The following is a 17979-nucleotide window of genomic DNA, read 5'->3' on the forward strand; positions in this document are numbered from 1 at the left end:
CCGTCGACGAGGTCGGCGAAGTCCTGGGCGGTGGAGGCGTGCTCCCCCGCGGTGATCTCCGGCCGCGCCGGTCCCCGCTCGCGCAGCCCGTAGCCCGCGGCCCCTCCAGGTCCGCCGCGGCGACCGGCCCCTCCAGATCCGCCGCGGCGACCGGCTCCTCCTCCGGTCGCCGCGCCGGCCGGGCCCCGGTGGCGCGCCGGGCGCGTGTCACACCACCGGCACCGGGTCGGCCGGTCCGTGCGGGTCGCCGGGGCGGGCGGCCGGGACCGGGCGGCCGGTGGCGGGCTCGGCGCTCTCGCCGAGGAAGCCGCCCGACTGGTGCTGCCACAGCCGGGCATAGGCGCCGTCCGCGGCGAGCAGCTTCTCGTGGCTGCCCTGCTCGACGACGTGTCCGCGGTCGAGGACGACGAGCCGGTCCATGCCGGCGACGGTGCTCAGCCGGTGGGCCACCACGAGGGCCGTACGACCGTCCATCAGCCGCCACAGGGCGTCCTGGACGAGGAGCTCGCTCTCCGAGTCCAGTGCGCTGGTCGCCTCGTCGAGCAGCAGGATCGGGGCGTCGCGCAGGATGGCCCTGGCGAGTGCGACGCGCTGGCGCTGACCGCCCGACAGCTTCACGCCCCGCTCCCCCACCAGCGTGGCGAAGCCGTCGGGCAGCTGCTCGGCGAACTCGGTGACGTGCGCGGCCGCGGCGGCCGCGTGGACCTCCTCGTCGGTGGCGCCGGGCCGGGCGAAGGCGATGTTGTCCCGGAGGCTGCGGTGGAACATGGCGGGTTCCTGCGGGACGTAGGCGATCAGTGAGCGCAGGTCGCTCTGGCGCAGCCTGCTGATGTCCTGACCGCCGATCAGGATGCGCCCCCGGTCGAGGTCCGCCATCCGCAGCAGGAGCCGGGTGAGCGTGGTCTTGCCGCCTCCGGACCTGCCGACCAGCCCGATCCTCGCGCCCGCGGGCACGTCCAGGTCGAGTCCCCGGAAGATCGGCTCGGCGCCCGCGTGGGCGAAGGTCACCGCCTCGAAGCGGATACCGGTGTCCCGCGGCGCGAGCGGCTCGGGTGGGTCGGCGTCCAGCACCGTGGGCGGGTCCAGGAGCAGCTCGGTGAACTGCGCGGCCTCGGTCATGGAGCTTTCCAGCCGCCGGTAGATCTGGTTGAACTCGAACATGATCTGGGTGGCGTTGGAGTAGTAGGTGAAGGCGACGACGACCTCCTCCACCGACTGGCCCGGGCCGCCGAAGGCGATGGCGACCAGCAGGCCCAGCACGTTGGTCAGGACGGACATGGGGGCGATCAGGGTGTCGACGCGCAGGTTGCCGTAGTCCCAGGACTTCAGCGTCAGGCGCCGCGACTCGGCGACCCGGCTGCGGTGTTCGTCTCCCTCCCGCCGTTCCGCCGCGAACGCCCGCACGGTCTCCATGTTCATGAGGCTGTCGGCGACGTGGCCGGAGACCAGGGCGACGGCCGCCTCCCGGTCGTTGACCAGCCGCTGCCGGCGGCGGATCAGCGGTGTCGCGGCGGCCACGGTCAGCGCGATCATCACGAACAGCCCGACGACGAGCATCGGTTCGTAGCCCCACAGGACCACGGCACCGAAGACCAGGGGGACGAGACTGCCCACGATCCGGTACGTCACCGTGTCGACGAAGTCCTCGAAGCGCTTGCCGAAGCTGAGCACCCGCTTGGTGAGGGAGCCGGCGAAGTTGTCGTGGAAGAACGCGGCGTCCTTGGCGAGGAGTTCGTCCATGCCGCGCACGTAGAGGTGCTCCATGCCGAGGGCGTCCACGCGGTTCAGGCAGTGCTGCCCGATCCGCCACACCACCTCGGCGAGCAGCAGCGTCACCCCGAAGCCCAGCACGTACGGCAGTGCCGTGCCGAGGGTCAGGCCGCCGTCGTCGACGTCGGCGGCCTGACCGGCCAGCTTGGCGATGAGCAGGGGGGCGACGTAGCGGATGCCGATGTTGCCCACGGCGGGCAACAGCAGCGCGGGCAGGGCGAGTCGTCGTAGTCGCAGCAGTTCACGGCCGTAGTGGCGCAGCGCCAGGACGACCGCGCTCCTGCCCGGCGCCGCCCCTCGTGCGTCTGTGGTGCCCATCACACTCCCGGTGGTTCGGAAGTCGGAATCTTCCCGTCGGACGGGGATCACAGTCCAGGCATTTACCGCGGACCGTCGAGAATCGGACACCGGGCTCCCGGCCCGCGCGAGGCTCTCAGAGGGTGAACCCGGCCGGGTAGGGGTCCGTGGGGTCGAGCAGGTACTGCGCGGTGCCGGTGATCCAGGCGCGGCCGGTGACGGACGGCAGGACCGCGGGGCGGCCGCCGACGGTCGTCTCCCCCAGGACGCGGCCGACGAAGCGGGAGCCGATGAACGACTCGTTGACGAAGTCCCGTCCGGCAGGCAGCAGACCGCGGGCGTGCAACTGGGCCATCCGGGCGCTGGTGCCGGTGCCGCAGGGCGACCGGTCGAACCAGCCCGGGTGGATCGCCATGGCGTGCCGCGAGTGTTCCGCCGTCGAGCCGGGGGCCTCCAGGTAGACGTGGTGGCACAGGTCGATCTCCGGGTTCTCCGGGTGGGACACCGGGTTCTGCCCGTTGATCGCGTCCATGACGGCCAGCCCGGCGTCGAGCAGCGCCTGCTTGTGCGCCCGCCCGAAGGGGATGCCCAGGTCGTCGGTGCGGACGAAGGCGTAGAAGTTGCCGCCGTAGGCGATGTCGTAGCGCACCCGCCCGTGCCCGGGGACGTCCACGACCTGGTCCAGCGCGTGGCAGTACGAGGCGACGTTCTCCAGGGTCACCGATTCGGCGCGGCCCTCGCGCACCCGCACCCGGGCCGTGACGAGTCCCGCCGGGGTGTCCAGCCGTACGGCGGTCTCCGGCTCGGTCACCTCGACCATGCCGGTCTCGACGAGGACCGTCGCGACACCGATGGTGCCGTGGCCGCACATCGGCAGGCAGCCGGACACCTCGATGAAGAGCACGCCGTAGTCGGCGTCCGGCCGGGTGGGCGGCTGCAGGACGGCCCCGGACATCGAGGCGTGCCCGCGTGGTTCGCACATGAGCAGGGTGCGCAGGTGGTCGCGTTCGGCGACGAACCGCCGGCGCCGCTCGGCCATCGTCGCGCCGGGGAGGACACCGACCCCGCCCGTGATCACGCGGGTGGGCATGCCCTCGGTGTGCGAGTCGACGGCGTGGTAGCAGACCGTCGAACGCATCGTCAGTTCACCCCGGCGTCGACGAGGGCCTGGGTGGCGGCGCGTACGGCGGCCTCCGTCTCCGGGGCCAGCGGCTGCCGTGGCGGCCGGCAGGGACCGCCGCGGCGGCCGGTCAGCTCCCGGCCGAGCTTGATGGCCTGGACGAACTCCGTCCTGCTGTCCCACCGCAGCACCGGGTGCAGCCGCCGGTAGAGCGGCAGGGCCGTCTCCAGGTCGCCCCGGACGGCCGCCTCGTACAGGGCGAGGCAGGCCCGGGGGAAGACCTGCGGGTAGCCCGCGACCCAGCCCTTGGCACCGGCGACGGCAACCTCCAGCACGGTGTCGTCGGCACCGATCAGGAGGTCGAGGCCGGGTGCCAGTCCGGCGATCTCGTAGCAGCGCCGGACGTCGCCGGAGAACTCCTTGACCCCGACGACGAACCCCTCGGCGTGCAGCTTGGCCAGCAGGTCGGGGCGCAGATCCACCTTGGTGTCGACGGGGTTGTTGTACGCGATGACGGGCAGTCCTGCCGAGGCCACCCGTTCGAAGTGTTCGAGCACCGCGCGGTCGTCGGCGCGGTAGGCGTTGGGCGGCAGGCACATGACGGCCTGACAGCCCGCGTCCTTGGCGAAGCGGGCGTGCCGCTCGGCCTCGCGGGCGCCGTAGGCGCCGACGCCCGGCATGACGGTGAACCCTTCGGGGGCGTTCGCGACGGCCGTCTCGACGACGCGGTCGCGCTCCTCGCAGGTGAGGGTCTGGTACTCGCCCAGCGACCCGTTCGGTGCGACGCCGTGCATCCCCTGCCCGGCGAGGTGGGCGACGCTCTCGCCGTAGGCGCCGAAGTCGACCGAGAGGTCGTCGTGGAACGGGAGGCCGGTCGCGACGATGACGCCGTGCCAGGGCTTTCGGGTCTCGCTCATCAACACTCCTTGTGGTGTTCGCCGCCGTCCGTCGAGGCCGGCCGTCCTTCGTCGAGACCCGCGAGCGCCCCGAGGGTGACGGGCGTCGCGACGAGCCGTTCCGCGGGCTCGTAGGCCCGCTCCCGGTCCGTGAGGCAGTGCACGGCGGGTCCGCACATCCGGCCCTGGCACCAGCCCATACCGGCCCGGGTCAGTTGTTTGACCTGCCGGTGGTCGCGGGCCCCGGCGGCGCGGGCGGCCCGGACCGCACCGGCGGTCACCTCCTCGCAACGGCACACGACGGTGTCGTCGCTCAGCCACGACGGCCAGGCGGGAGGGATCGGGTGGGCCAGTGCCATCGCCCGGGCGAAGGCGCGGTGGCGGGCCGCCTCGGAACGTACCGCGGCAGACCGCCGGTGCGCCGGTGCGCGGGCGGCGCCGGAGTCGGCGAGGACCGACTCCGCGGCCAGGCGTCCCTCGTGCACGGCCAGGGCGGCCCCGCCCACGCCGCAGGTCTCCCCCGCGGCGTAGAGGCCGGGGACGGTGGTGCGCTGCCCCGCGTCGACGGCGGCCACCGCGTTGCCGTCGGCCGAGTCCGTCAGGGCGCAGCCGAGGGGGACGAGCAGGTCGAGGCGGGGCACGAAGCCCCAGCCGACGCCGACGGCGTCGACCTCGACACGTCGCCGCGTACCCGGGCGCGGGTGTCCGTCCGGCGTCAGTGAGGCGATCCGGACCGACGTCACGCGATCGTCGCCGTCCGCTCCGATGATCGCCGTGCGCGGGCGGACCGGTACGCGGTGCCGCACGAGCGCGGCGGCGTACCCGGCTCCCTCGGCCCACTTGCCGGGGTTGCGCAGCAGCGGTCCCGGGTGCCGCAGCCAGGCCCGCGGGTGGGCCGCCTCGCAGACCGCGACCACCTCGACGCCGCGCGCCGCGAGCCCGGCGGCGACCGGCAGCAGGAACGGGCCGGTGCCGCCCAGCGCCACGCGCCTCCCGGCCGTGACCCCGCCGCCCTTGAGCAGCGCCTGCAGGCCGCCGACGGTCAGGACCCCGGGCAGGTCCCAGCCGGGGAAGGGAAGTGGGCGGTCGTGGGCGCCGGTGGCCACGAGGAGCCTCGGCGCCCGCAGCACCACGGTGCTCTCCCGCGGCGCGTCACGGCGGTCGACCGCGTGGATCGCGAATCCGTCGCCCTCGCGGACGGCGGACCACGCGTGGTGCTCCAGGCGCAGGTCGAGCCGGCCCGCCGCGCGGTGCGCCGCCGACGCCCCGCACAGGGCACGGTACGTGCGCAGTCCGTGGTGCAGGTCGTCGGTGGGGACGGCCGCGCTCGCGTGCTCCGGCGGGTGCCGCCAGTACTGGCCGCCGACGGCGGCACCCGAGTCGACCAGTACGACACGCAGTCCACCGTTCAGCGCCGTGACCGCGGCGGCCAGACCGGCCGGTCCCGCGCCCACCACGACGAGGTCCGTCCGCTCACTCATCGTCGTCCTCCCGGGTCGCGTCGTCCTCCGGTGTCTCGTCGTCCTCCCGGGTCGTGACGGTCATGCCGGGGCGGGCCCGCACCAGGCAGGCGCGCTGGCCGCCGGCTCCGTCGACCGTCACGAGGCAGTCGAAGCAGACGCCGATACCGCAGAACACGCCCCGCGGACGGTGTCCGACGCGGCTGGTGCGCCAGGCGAGGCGGCCCGCGGCGACCAGGGCCGCCGCGACCGTCTGCCCCTCGACGAACGGCAGGGGCTCGCCGTCGACGACGATCTCGCTCACCGGTGTGCACCTCCGAGGCCGGACAGGCGGTCGGGGAGCAGGCCGGTGTGGGCGGCCGGGTCGGCGCCGCGCCAGGGGCGGCCGAGCAGGTGGGCCGTCACGAGTGCGCCGGTCGCGGGGGCGAGACCGATGCCCGCTCCCTCGTGACCGCAGGCGTGGACGACGCCCGGCACCCGCGGGTCCGGTCCGATCACGGGCAGGTGGTCGGGGCAGTACGGGCGGAACCCGCGGTAGACGCGCAGCAGATGGACCGCGCGCAGGAAGGGGAACAGCCGGCATGCCCGGGCCGCCAGCCTCGTGACCGCGGCGATGTTCATCCTCGTGTCGAAGCCGACGCGTTCCCGGCTGGCGCCGATGAGGAGCGTGCCGCCGCGGGTGCCCTCCACGACGCAGGAGGTCTCCAGTCCGGCGTCGGAGGAGGCGACGCCCGCGACGTAGTCGGCGGAGTAGACCTTGTGCCGGACCATCGGCGGCAGCGGTTCGGTCACCAGGACGAAGCCGCGGCGCGGCAGCACCTCGACGGGAGCGCCGAGCCGTCGGCCGACCTCGCCGCCCCAGGTCCCGGCCGCGTTGACGACGGCGTCGGCGGGCAGGACGTCACCGGCGGCCGTCCGGACACCGGTGATCCGGCCGCCGCCGGTCTCCGCGCCGACGACCTCCCCCGCGTGCAACCGCGCGCCGCGCCGCACGGCGGCCCGCAGCAGTGCGGCCGCCGCCAGCACCGGCTGCACCTGCGCGTCCTGCGGGTAGTGGACGCCACCGGGGATGTCGGGCGCGAGGTGGGGTTCGAGGTCCCGCACCCGGTCGACCCGCTCGACGCGGACCCCGGCCGCCTCCTGCCGGGCCGCGAACTCACCGAGCGCGGCCAGGCCTTCGGCGCTGCTCGCCACGACCAGGCCGCCCTTGGGCTCCAGTTCGAGGCGGTCGGGGCCGAGTTCACGGCCGGCCTCCTCCCACAGGGTGCGGCTCAGCCGCGCGAGGGCCAGCTCGGGGCCGGGCTCCTTGTCGGAGACGAGGACGTTGCCCTCCCCGCGGCTCGTCGTCCCGGCGCCGACGGGTCCGCGGTCGACGACCGTGACGTCCAGGCCCGCCGCGGCGGCGTGGAAGGCGCAGGCGGTGCCGACGATGCCCGCACCCACGACGACGACCTTGAGCGTCAACGGCTCCTCCTCCGCGCACCGCACTGTGCAATGTCACATGCCATTGGGGAGGCTACGCATTCGACGGGCCGCTGACAATGCCCCGTTCGTGTCGGCGGTGCCGCCGGCGCGGTGGGTGGAGCGCATGCTGCGGTGGGGCCGGGCTCACTGCGGTGGGGCCGGGCTGACCGCGGTGGTGGCGGGCTCGCGCCGGTGGTGGCGCGCACGCCCCGGCGGTGGTACTGCGCGCGGGACGGCGGTCAGAGGTCGACGCGGGTGCCCAGGCCGGTCAGGGCGCCGACCGGGTCGAGGTCGGGAGTGCCGCGCGGCCACCAGTCCTCGCGGTCCGGCTCCGACTCGTACGCGAACCAGAGACCGGAACGGCCGAGTCTGAGCTGGACATGGCCCCGGGGGTGGGTGAGGCGGTTGCGCCAGGGGCGGAAGGCGGGGAGATCGGCGGCGAGCAGCAGCGGGCGGGCGCGGTCGAAGCGGCCGGCCGGCGGGTCCCAGGGCTCCTCCAGGACGTCGAGGCCCTCAGGGCCGCCCTGCCGCCAGGCGGCGACGGCCCGTGCCAGCTCCGCCGTGTCGCGTCCGGCGGCGGAGGCGAGGGAGGCGTAGAGCGCCCGGGTGCCCGCGGTGAGGCCGGAGCCCGGGCGCGCCGCGGCGAGGCGGACGGCGTCCTGCCACAGCGTCAGCCCGCCGACCGGGTCACACCCCGTCGCGAGCAGGGCGTGGGCGCGGGCGGCCGCGTCGGTGGCGAGCTGGTCCAGGGCGAACGGGTCGGGGCCGCCCGGAGCGGCCGGATAGGCCGGTGGCTGTTCGGGGTGCGGGGGCACGGGGAGCGGTGCGGGGAGCGGTGGCAGCACGCGCCGGGCCAGGGCCTCCCCGGCCCGAACTCCGGGCAGGGGCGCGGGCCCCCGGTCCTGGGCCGCACGCGCCGCGCGGGCCGCGTTCCGCCGGGACAGGGCGTCGAGCAGCTCCCGTTCACCCCGGCCGCGCAGCAGGAGCAGGACGAACGGGTCGGCGTCGAGCAGGCGCGCCGTCTGGTAGCAGAGCGCGGCGGCGTGTTTGCAGGGGTGTCCGGAGTCGGGACAGCTGCACTGCGGGGTCAGGTCGCCGGGCCCGGGGAGCAGCGGGACGCCGCGGTCGGCCAGATCGGCCAGGGAGTGCGGAAGCTCCTTGTCTAGGAGGGCGGCGATGTGCCCGGGTCGCTCGACGGCGGCGTCCAGGAACCGGTCCCAGTCGGCCTCGCTGAGCGTCCGCAGCCGCATCTGCACCCGGTACGGCCGGGCGCGGCCGCCCTGTACGTAGGCGAGGACCAGCCCGGGCGTCACGGTGATGGCGTCCACGTGCCCGCGCTCGGCGTATCCCCGCCCGCGCTCCAGCCGCGCGGCGTCCAGGGCGCCCTCCTCCAGGGCGGTCACCCAGGCGTTGCCCCACCACGTCCCCGCGAAGCCCTCGTCCGCGGCCGTCCGGGGCGCGAGCGCGGGGAAGGTGCGCCGGAGCTCACCGTCACGGCCCGGGGCCGCCATCGAGCGGGGGGCGCGGGGTGTCGCGGGCGGCGAGGAGGAGGCCGCCCGGCCGCGCGCCGCCGACGCAGGCTCCGGGTGCCGCGGCCGCTCGGCGGCGGGCACGGACGCTTCCGTGGCGTCCGCGGCCCGGGCGGGGCGGGGCGAGGCCGGGGCATGGGTGGGCACCTGGGCGGGGGGCTGGGCAGGTGCGGCGCCGGTGGCCGGGACCGCGCGGGGCGAGGGCCGCGTGGGCTCCCCCTCCGGCCCCTCTTCCCCTTCCTCCGGCTCTCGCGTCGACTCCGGCTGCCGCGCCGATCCCGGCTGCCGGATCGATTCTGGCTGCCGCTCCGGTCCCGGTTGCCGCTCCGAACCCGACTGCCGCGTCGATTGCGGCTGCCGCTCCGGCCTCGATGTCCGCTCCCGTTCCCACTCCGAGTGCCGCTCCGGGCTCGGCCCCTGCTCCGCTTCCGATTCGGGCTCCGGCTCCGGCTCTCCCTCGAGCTCTGGTTCCCGCGACGGGGCCGTCCGGTCCTCGGCCGACGAGCCACGGGCCCGCTTTCCGGCGGACCCGGGCTCTCCGGCGGACTCGGGCTCTCCGACAGGCAGAGACCCCACGGCCGGACCCACGCCCGCGTCCCTGTCCATCTCCACGTCCGCGTCCGTGTCCCAGTCCGCGGGCAGGCGGAACGCGCCCGAGACGAAGTCGCGTACGGCGCGGGCGCGGGCGTCTTCGGTGCCCGCGCCGCCTGCCCGGTGCTGTCGACCGGACGGGCGGGACGATCGCCGGGTGCTCGCCTGGCCTTCCCTGGCCGCGTCGACCTTCGCCTGGCGACGAGCCGCCCGCAACGCCTCCCGCGCCACGTCCGCCGGTCGGCCGCCACCCCGGCCCGCGGGACCGGGAGACGATGCCGCGTCGGGGGCCGCCGGAACGGCCGACTCGGCCGGGTCATCGGGTCCGTCCGCTGCTTCCCCGGGTTCCTCCGCGCCTGCCGGAACTGCCGAACTCTCCGAACTCGCCGGACGGGCCGGACCCGCCGGATCCCCGGGCTCTGCCCCATGCCCCGGCGACGACAACGAGGACGGCGACGGCGACAGACCGGACGGCGGAACGGACGGCACGTCGGACGGAGCGCCCTCGGGGCTGTGCGCCTCCCCCTGCCGGGCGGACCGTGCGTTGCGCAGCGCGGCGCGGGCGATGTCCCCGGGACGCGACTCGGACGGCTCGGCGGGCTCGGACGGCTCGGCGGGCTCGGACGGCTCGGCGGGCTCGGACGGCTGGGCCGGCCGCCGAAGCGGACCGTCCTCCCGGCCCGCGGCCGACGCCGAGGGCTCCGACGACGCCGGTGCCGAGGGCGCCGCCCCCGCCCCGGTCTCCGCGCCCGCGTCCGCCCCCGTACCCTCGCCCCGCTCGCGTGCCTCCCGCAGCGCGCGGCGGGCCTCGTCGGCGGGCCGGGGGGTCATGACGGCCTCCGCAGGGACACCAGGTCGGACAGCTCACGGGCCGTCAGCTCGGTGAGGGCGGACTCTCCGGCGCCGAGGATCGCGTCGGCCAGGGCCCGCTTGGACTGGAGCATCTCGGCGATGCGGTCCTCGACCGTGCCCTCCGTGATGAGCCGGTGGACCTGGACCGGCTGGGTCTGGCCGATGCGGTAGGCGCGGTCCGTGGCCTGTTCCTCCACGGCCGGATTCCACCAGCGGTCGAAGTGCACGACGTGGCCGGCGCGGGTGAGGTTCAGGCCGGTGCCGGCGGCCTTGAGGGACAGGACGAGGACGGGGGTCGCCCCGCTCTGGAAGCGGTCCACCATCCGCTCGCGCTCCGGCACCGGCGTACCGCCGTGCAGCAGGTCCACCGGGACCGCGCGGGCGGCGAGGTGGGAGGTGATGAGCCGGGCCATGCCGACGTACTGCGTGAAGACCAGCACGGAGCCGTCCTCGGCGAGCACCGTGTCCAGCAGCTCGTCCAGCAGGGCCAGCTTGCCCGAGCGGGCGGTCATCCGGTCGGTCCCGCCCGGCTGCTGCTCGGCCTCCTTCAGGAAGAGCGCCGGGTGGTCGCAGATCTGCTTGAGCGAGGTCAGCAGTTTGAGGACGAGACCGCGGCGGCCCATGCCCTCGGCCGCCTCGATGGCGAGCATCGACTCGCGCACCACCGCCTCGTACAGCGCGGCCTGTTCCCGGGTGAGCGGGACGGGGTGGTCCGTCTCGGTCTTCGGCGGCAGCTCGGGGACGATGCCCGGGTCGGACTTCCTGCGGCGCAGCAGGAAGGGGCGGATGAGCCGGGCCAGGCGCTCCACCGCCTGGTCGTCCTCGCCGTTCTCCACGGCGCGCGCGTGCCGGGCGCGGAAGGACTTCAGGGGGCCGAGCAGTCCGGGGGTGGTCCAGTCGAGCAGGGCCCACAGCTCGGAGAGGTTGTTCTCCACGGGGGTGCCGGTGAGCGCCACCCGTGCCGGGGACGGGATGGTGCGCAGGGCCTTCGCCGTCGCCGAGTACGGGTTCTTCACGTGCTGGGCCTCGTCCGCGACGACCATGCCCCAGGGCTGCCCGGCCAGGGTCGTGGCGGCGGACCGCATGGTGCCGTACGTGGTGAGGACGAAGCCGCCGGAAAGGTCGTCGAGGGTGCGGTCGGGGCCGTGGAAGCGGCGGACCGGGACGCCCGGCGCGAACCGCTCGATCTCCCGCTGCCAGTTGCCCAGCAGGGAGGCGGGGCAGACGACGAGGGTCGGCTCGGTCCGGGCCCGCTTCAGGTGGAGGGCGATGACGGTGACGGTCTTGCCGAGGCCCATGTCGTCGGCGAGGCAGCCGCCGAGGCCGAGCGAGGTCATGAGGTCGAGCCAGGCCAGGCCGCGCAGCTGGTAGTCGCGGAGGGTGGCGTGCAGGCCGGGCGGCGCTTCGGCGGGACGCACCCCCGCCGTGAGCCGGTCGCGCAGGGCGGCCAGCGCGCCGACGGGCACCACGTCGACGGTCTCGCCGTCGGCCTCCGCGCTGCCGGTGAGGGCGACGGCGAGGGCGTCGACCGGGTCGAGCAGACCCAGGTCGCGCTTGCGGGCCCGGCGGACGAGCGACGGGTCGACGAGCACCCACCGGTCGCGGAGCCGGACGACCGGGCGGTGGGCCTCTGCCAGGGTGTCCATCTCCGCCTCGGTGAGGGGGTCGCCGCCGATGGCCAGCTGCCAGCGGAACTGAAGCAGGTCCTCGCTCTCGAAGAAGCCCGTGCCGTCGGTCGCCGAGCCGGGCGCGGCCCTGACCACCGCGGTCGCGGTGAGGTCCTGGGCCAGGTCGCGGGGCCAGTGCACGGCGACCCCCGCGGCGGCGAGCCGGGCGGCGGCGACCCCCAGCAGGTCGGTGACCTCCTCCTCGGACAGGCCGAGCACGTCGGGGACGTCCTGCTCGGCGAGCCGGTCGAGCGGCGGCCACACCCGGGCGGCGCGCCGCACCGCGAGGGCCGCGTCCACGCGCGCGCGGGGGCCGAACGCGTCGTCGGCCGTGCCCGACCACAGGTCGGCGGCGTCGGCCACGAGGGTGGGGTCGGCGAGGCTGTGCACCTGGACGACCGCCGCGCCCGCGTTGCGCACGCCGGCGGGTCCGCCGCCTTCCGTGCCCGCGCCCCCGTCCGCGTCCCGGTCGAAGAGGTCGTACGCGGACAGGTCCAGGCGGAGGGAGATCCGCACGCCCGCGTCCATGCCGGCGGCGACCTCCGCGGCCCAGTCGTGGGCGTCGGGCAGGCGCTGGGCCCCGCGGGCGGCGAACGGCCGGCCCGAGGCATGCGGCGCGGCCGGGGTGCGGGGCAGGGTGTCGGCGACGGCGTCGAGGAAGGCGCGGATCAGCGCTTCCGGCTCCGGCAGCCGGACCGGTCCGGGGCCGTCGAGCGGGACCGCGTGGCCCTCCGGCGGCAGGGCGGCGGCCACGGCCCGCAGGTGCGCGACGTCGTCGGGGTCGAGCGGGCCGGCCCGCCAGGCGTCGTGTCCGGTCGCGGTCAGGCCGGGCAGCAGCCGGCCGCGCGCGGTGAGCCGCAGGGCGTGCAGGGCCGCCGCGCCCCAGCAGGCGGAGGCCGGGTGGGCGGCCGGATCGTGCCGGGCCCGCACCAGGAGGGGCAGCGCCTCGGCGAGCGGCAGCGACACCGCGGGCGTGGTCCTGCGGCGCACGCCGGTGCCGTGCGAGCGCACGACGGTCAGCTCCGTGAATCCGGCGGGCCGGGCTCCGCTCCCGGTGCCCGCGGCTCCGGCTCCGGCACCGGCACCGGCACCGGCACCGGCACCGGCACCGGCAGAATCGCCCGCCTGCCGGTCCCCGACGGACGTGACGTCGGCGGAACGGCCGTCGGCCCCGCCCTCGGGGACGAGGCCGGTGAGGGGCCCGCCGTCGGGGTCCCAGAAGGCGACCCTGCCGTCGCGCGGAAGCGGTGCGGGCAGGAAGACGGCCGCGAGCCGCGGGGGCAGCCGCTCCGCGTCCGGGTCCCCGCTCCCCGTCCGCTCCCCCGCCCGGCCGGGAGCCGCCGTGTCCGTCACGGCCGTGTCGCCCATACGTCTTGTCACCTCCCGCCCGTCAGCCCGATCAGATGTCTTCGACTCTACGGGCGGGGTCTGACAATCGGCTCCGGCGGCCTTCCGGCCGGTCCCGGAGCCCTACGGGACGGTGTGCGAGACGACGTACACCATCGGGTAGTCGGGGTTGGCCATGTTCACGACGACGTCCTGGGTGGGCGCCGGGTTCTCCTGCTCGTTGACGACGCCCCACCAGGAGCCGGAGCCGCCGAACTCCCAGCCGGTCACCCGCTGGGCGCGGTCGCTGATCGCGATCCGGTCCTTCTTCAGCGCGTCCCGGTCCACGCCCAGCCCGGCGAGGAAGACGTCGAGACCCGCGCGGGTGGTCTCGAACTGGACGTAGAGCCGGCTGGTCCTCCAGTTGTTCGTCTCGTAGTACGCGACCTCGTCGGAGGGGACCGGGACGGGCACCTCGTAGATGCGGCGCTGCAGCTTGGACGGCCAGCCGTCGGTCATGCCGGTCGCCGCGTACTTCGCCTCCTTGTCCCGGCCGCTGTCGCGGCTCTGGCCGGCGGAGATCGCGAGGTAGCCGGCCGGGACGCCGATGAGCAGCACGATGATGAGCAGAGTGAGCGCTCGGCGGCGGATCATGTGCCTGCGGTCCTCGCCCGGCGGTCCGGGCTCCTGCGGGGGCGCCGCCTGCTGCGGCATGGTCTCCGTCACTGGGCCTCCCCGGTCCCGCGGCGCGCCTCGGCGTACCGCTCGTAGCGCTCGTACCGCTCCACCCGGCGCCGCTTGGCCCGCCGGAACCTGCGGGCGACCAGCCGGGCCAGGTCGGCGGCGCCCACCATGCCGGCCTCGGGGCCGAGCTGGGCGCGGACGATGCGGGCCTCGGGACGGTAGCCGCGGCCGGTGAGCTGCCGCTTGAAGGCGTCGCGGGCGGGACCGATCAGCAGGTCGTCGGCGGCGCTGACCCCGCCGCCGATCACGAAGCAGGACGGGTCCAGGGCCGCGGCGAGGTTGGCGATGCCGACGCCGAGCCACTGGCCGATGTCCTGGAGCAGCTCGATGCACATCGCGTCGCCGTCGCGGGCCAGCTCGGTGATCATCGGGCCGGTGATGTCGCCGATGCTGCCCTTGACGTGCTCGATGATCCCGTACGCCACCGGCGAGTCGGCCGCGGCCAGCTCACGGGCCTCCCTGACCAGGGCATTGCCCGAGCTGTACTGCTCCCAGCAGCCGCGGTTGCCGCACGGGCAGCGGTGACCGCCGGGGACGACCTGCATGTGCCCGAACTCGCCGGCGACGCCGTACTTGCCGCGCTTGACCTGGCCCTCCTCCAGGATCGCGCCGCCGATGCCGGTGCCCAGCGTGATCATGACCAGGTGGTCCTCGCCCCGGCCGGCGCCGAAGCGCCACTCGGCCCAGGCGGCCGTGTTGGCGTCGTTGTCCACCAGGACGGGCACGGCGAGCCGGCCGGCGATGCGGTCGCGCAGCGGTTCGTTGCGCCAGGACAGGTGGGGGGCGAACAGCACGCGGTTGCGGTCGGCGTCGACCCAGCCGGCCGCGCCGATGCCCACGGCGTGCACGTCGTGCCGGTCGGAGAGGTCGAGGACCAGCTCGACGATCGTGTCCTCGACGACCTTGGGGCTCTTGGACTTGTCCGGGGTCTCCGTGCGGAGCTTCTCCAGGATGTTGCCGTCGGCGTCGACGACACCCGCCATGACCTTCGTGCCGCCGATGTCGATGCCGACCGTGGGCACGCGGGGTGCCGAGAGGTGCGAGCGGCGTTCCCTCGTGCCCACGGTGCGCAGGACGGGGGCGCGGCGGGAGCCGATGGGGGCGGTGAAGTCGCGGTAGGTGCTCATCGGGTGCGATTGTGCCGCACGGCTGCGCCGGGTGCCGAATGGGACAGGGGGTGGTGTGACCGGTTCTTCGCCGGGTGCGGGTGCGTCGTGGTTACTCGCGCCCACGCGGCGGAGCCGCACATCACACAGTCCCGCGCCCCTGGGCACGCTGCAGTTCGTGGCGCAGATCGTCCAGCTCCGTTCCGCCTGCCATCTGCCTCGTCAGTTCGTCCAGGGTGATGTCCTCGCCTTCGTGGTTGCCCACCATCGTGCCCCGCTTCAGCAGCACGAACCTGTCCCCGACCAGGTACGCGTGGTGCGGGTTGTGGGTGATGAGGACGACACCCAGGCCCTGGTCCCGGGCCGCCGCCACGTACTTCAGGACGACGCCCGACTGCTTGACGCCCAGCGCCGCCGTCGGCTCGTCCAGTACAAGCACCTTCGCGCCGAAGTACACCGCGCGGGCGATCGCGACGCACTGGCGCTCGCCGCCGGAGAGGGTGCCGATGGGCTGGTCGACGTCGCGCAGGTCGATGCCCATGCGCAGGAGTTCCGCGTGGGTGGTGCGGCGCATGTGGTCGACGTCCATGCGTTTGAACGGGGCGACGCCCTTGCGCGGCTCGGAGCCGAGGAAGAAGTTGCGCCAGACCGGCATGAGGGGGACCACCGCGAGGTCCTGGTAGACGGTGGCGATACCGCGGTCCAGGGCGTCGCGCGGCGAGGAGAGCCGGGTCTCCTCGCCGTCCAGGCGCAGCGTGCCGCCGTCGTGCTGGTGCAGCCCGGAGATGATCTTGATGAGGGTGGACTTGCCCGCGCCGTTGTCGCCCAGCACGCAGGTGATGTCGCCGGCGTGGACCTCCAGGGACACGCCTTCGAGGGCCCGTACGTTGCCGTAGTTCTTGCTGACGCCGGACAGCTCGACGAGCGCCGTACGGCCTTCGGTCTGCGTCACTTGGTGGCCTCCGCGCGCTTGCGGACCCAGGCGTTGAGCAGGGTCGCGAGGAGCAGCATCGCTCCGAGGAAGAACTTGAACCAGTCGGGGTTCCACTCGGCGAAGACGATGCCCTTGCTGGTCATGCCGAAGATGAGGGCGCCGACGGCCGAGCCGACGGCGCTGCCGTAGCCGCCGGTGATCAGGCAGCCGCCGATGACGGCCGCGATGATGTAGATCAGCTCGTTGCCGACGCCCTCGCCGGACTGGACGACGTCGTACGAGAAGAGCAGGTGCTGGCCGGAGATCCAGGCGCCGAGGCCCACGCCCATGTAGAGGCCGACCTTGGTCCGGGTCACCGGGACGCCCACCGCGCGGGCGGCGTCCCTGTTGCCGCCGACCGCGAAGATCCAGTTGCCGGCGCGGGTGCGCAGCAGGATCCAGCTGGCCACGGCGACCAGGGCGAGCCACCACAGGATGGTCACCTTGAAGCCGACGCCGCCGATCGTGAGGGTGGAGGCGAAGACGTCGTGGGCGGAGGGGAAGCCCTCCATGTCGGCGATCGACTTGGTGGAGACGGTGCCGTCGATGAGCTTGGTGAACCCCAGGTTCAGGCCCGTCAGCATGAGGAAGGTGCCCAGCGTGATGATGAAGCTGGGGAGTTTGGTGCGGGTCAGCATGAAGCCGTTGAAGGCGCCGATCGCCAGGGTGACGAGCAGCGAGACGCCGACGCCGACCCAGACGTTGGCGGTCATCTGGTAGCTGAACATCGACGACACCAGGGCCGACGAGGTGACCATGACGCCCGCGGACAGGTCGAACTCGCCGCCGATCATCAGCAGGGCCACCGGGACGGCCATGATGCCGATCGTGGAGGCGGCGTAGAGCACCGTGCTGAGGCTGGAGGCGTGCAGGAAACTGTCGGCGAAGAACGCGAAGAAGACGAAGACGGCGATCGCGCCGACGACGGAGCCCAGCTCGGGGCGGCCCAGCAGTTTCCGCAGCGGAGAGGTCCGCAGGATCCTCTCGTCGGCCGCCTTCACCTGCGTGGCGTTCACCGGGTGCCCCGCTTCGTGTAGTCGGCCAGGGCCGCCGCGTCGTCCTTGGTGATGATCTGCGGCCCGGTGAGCACCGGACGGCCGCCGCCGAGGACGTCGGCGTTGTACCGGTAGAGCCACAGCAGGTCGACGGCCTCGTAGCCCTGGAGGTAGGGCTGCTGGTCCACGGCGAAGCCGAGGGTGCCGTCCTCCAGGCCGGCGGCCACCTTGGCGTTGAGGTCGAAGGTGTCGATCTCGGCCTTGCTGCCGGCGCCCTGCTTGGCCTTCACGGCGGTGTCGGCGTAGGGGGCGCCGAGGGTGACCACGGCGTCGACGGACTTGTCGGTCTGGAGCTTGGCCTCGATGGCGGACTGCACGTCCGGCATGCTGGTGCCGGTGACGTAGAGCCGCTGGACCTTGCCGTCGAAGGTCTTCTCCACGCCGTCGCAGCGCTGCTCGTGGCCGACGTTGCCCTGCTCGTGGAGCACGCAGATCGCCTGCTTGCGGCCGCGCTCGTTCAGCTCCTCGCCCACGGCCTCGCCCGCGATCGTCTCGTCCTGGCCGATGTGGGTGAGAGCGCCGAACTTCTTGGACTCCGCCGACCCCGAGTTCACCGTGACCACCGGAATGCCCGCCTTCGCCGCACGGGCGAGGGCGGACTTCATGGCGTCCGGCTTGGCGAGCGAGACGATGATCCCGTCGACCTTCTTGTCGATGGCCGCGTCCACGAGCTGGGCCTGCTGCTGCGCCTCGTCGTCGTGGGAGTACAGGAAGTTGATGTTGTCCTTGACCGCGGCCTGTTCGGCGCCGCTCTGGACGATGTCCCAGAAGGTGTCACCGTCACCCGAGTGGGTGATCATCGCGAACGTCCAGCGGGGGGTGTCCACCGCCGCCCTGCCCTCGGCCGACGCGGCCTTGCGGGCGTCCTCGGCGCGCTTGCCGCCGGTGCTGCTGCAGCCGGCCAGGGACACCGACAGTGCCCCTGCCAGCGCGATGCCCACCCATGTCCGAAACCGTGCCACGAGGCCGTGCCCTTCTTGCCGTGCTGTGCCGTGCTGTGCGTGCGGGGCCGCTCACGGCCCCGCCCGGGTCCTGGAACCCGGGATGGTGGAATCCGAGGTTCCGGAAACCCCAAACGCCCCATTGTCCGACACGCAAGCGGAGCACATGCCTCCGGGGACCGCCCGAC

General features: G+C 74.5%; 13 protein-coding genes. All 13 read right to left on the reverse strand.

Going from position 1 to position 17979, the window contains the following annotated elements; all coding sequences use genetic code 11:
* Positions 1-207: 207 nt before the first annotated feature.
* Positions 208-2088, reverse strand: a complete 1881-nt coding sequence (locus EV562_RS08695) for an ABC transporter ATP-binding protein (RefSeq protein ID WP_133886126.1) — start codon at positions 2086-2088, stop codon at positions 208-210.
* Between the two features lie 115 nt (positions 2089-2203).
* Entirely contained in the window at positions 2204-3205 is a 1002-nt protein-coding gene (locus EV562_RS08700) for a proline racemase family protein (protein WP_133886127.1), read from the reverse strand.
* Between the two features lie 2 nt (positions 3206-3207).
* Positions 3208-4104, reverse strand: coding sequence for a dihydrodipicolinate synthase family protein (locus tag EV562_RS08705; protein ID WP_133886128.1), 897 nt, complete (start codon positions 4102-4104; stop codon positions 3208-3210).
* On the reverse strand, positions 4104-5564 hold the full coding sequence (locus EV562_RS08710) for an NAD(P)/FAD-dependent oxidoreductase (protein ID WP_133886129.1): 1461 nt from the start codon (positions 5562-5564) through the stop codon (positions 4104-4106). The genes EV562_RS08705 and EV562_RS08710 overlap by 1 nt, the downstream gene beginning before the upstream one ends.
* Positions 5557-5847 (reverse strand): (2Fe-2S)-binding protein, encoded by a 291-nt coding sequence (locus EV562_RS08715; RefSeq protein WP_133886130.1) that lies wholly within the window; start codon positions 5845-5847, stop codon positions 5557-5559. The genes EV562_RS08710 and EV562_RS08715 overlap by 8 nt, the downstream gene beginning before the upstream one ends.
* Positions 5844-7007, reverse strand: coding sequence for an FAD-dependent oxidoreductase (locus tag EV562_RS08720; protein ID WP_133886131.1), 1164 nt, complete (start codon positions 7005-7007; stop codon positions 5844-5846). Before EV562_RS08720 ends, EV562_RS08715 begins: the two co-directional genes overlap by 4 nt.
* A gap of 239 nt (positions 7008-7246) precedes the next feature.
* On the reverse strand, positions 7247-9358 hold the full coding sequence (locus EV562_RS35485; RefSeq protein WP_243860029.1) for an SWIM zinc finger family protein: 2112 nt from the start codon (positions 9356-9358) through the stop codon (positions 7247-7249).
* 596 nt (positions 9359-9954) lie between these two features.
* A complete protein-coding gene (locus EV562_RS08730; protein ID WP_133886133.1) occupies positions 9955-13014 on the reverse strand; it encodes a DEAD/DEAH box helicase in 3060 nt (1019 codons plus the stop codon).
* A gap of 102 nt (positions 13015-13116) precedes the next feature.
* Entirely contained in the window at positions 13117-13698 is a 582-nt protein-coding gene (locus tag EV562_RS08735) for a sugar kinase (protein WP_133886134.1), read from the reverse strand.
* Positions 13695-14843 (reverse strand): ROK family glucokinase, encoded by a 1149-nt coding sequence (locus EV562_RS08740; protein WP_133886135.1) that lies wholly within the window; start codon positions 14841-14843, stop codon positions 13695-13697. Before EV562_RS08740 ends, EV562_RS08735 begins: the two co-directional genes overlap by 4 nt.
* 121 nt (positions 14844-14964) lie before the next feature.
* Positions 14965-15774, reverse strand: coding sequence for an ATP-binding cassette domain-containing protein (locus tag EV562_RS08745; protein ID WP_133886136.1), 810 nt, complete (start codon positions 15772-15774; stop codon positions 14965-14967).
* Positions 15771-16811, reverse strand: a complete 1041-nt coding sequence (locus EV562_RS08750) for an ABC transporter permease (RefSeq protein WP_133886137.1) — start codon at positions 16809-16811, stop codon at positions 15771-15773. Before EV562_RS08750 ends, EV562_RS08745 begins: the two co-directional genes overlap by 4 nt.
* Positions 16808-17812, reverse strand: coding sequence for a sugar ABC transporter substrate-binding protein (locus EV562_RS08755; protein WP_133886138.1), 1005 nt, complete (start codon positions 17810-17812; stop codon positions 16808-16810). Before EV562_RS08755 ends, EV562_RS08750 begins: the two co-directional genes overlap by 4 nt.
* Positions 17813-17979 lie beyond the last annotated feature (167 nt).

Source organism: Streptomyces sp. BK208, assembly GCF_004364245.1.
Lineage (GTDB): Bacteria > Actinomycetota > Actinomycetes > Streptomycetales > Streptomycetaceae > Streptomyces.

Bases quoted from the DNA above. Each gene is read 5' to 3' on its own strand.
- EV562_RS08695 (WP_133886126.1), bottom strand. From the start codon at position 2,088: ATGGGCACCACAGACGCACGAGGGGCGGCGCCGGGCAGGAGCGCGGTC.
- EV562_RS08700 (WP_133886127.1), bottom strand. From the start codon at position 3,205: ATGCGTTCGACGGTCTGCTACCACGCCGTCGACTCGCACACCGAGGGC.
- EV562_RS08705 (WP_133886128.1), bottom strand. From the start codon at position 4,104: ATGAGCGAGACCCGAAAGCCCTGGCACGGCGTCATCGTCGCGACCGGC.
- EV562_RS08710 (WP_133886129.1), bottom strand. From the start codon at position 5,564: ATGAGTGAGCGGACGGACCTCGTCGTGGTGGGCGCGGGACCGGCCGGT.
- EV562_RS08730 (WP_133886133.1), bottom strand. From the start codon at position 13,014: ATGGGCGACACGGCCGTGACGGACACGGCGGCTCCCGGCCGGGCGGGG.
- EV562_RS08740 (WP_133886135.1), bottom strand. From the start codon at position 14,843: ATGAGCACCTACCGCGACTTCACCGCCCCCATCGGCTCCCGCCGCGCC.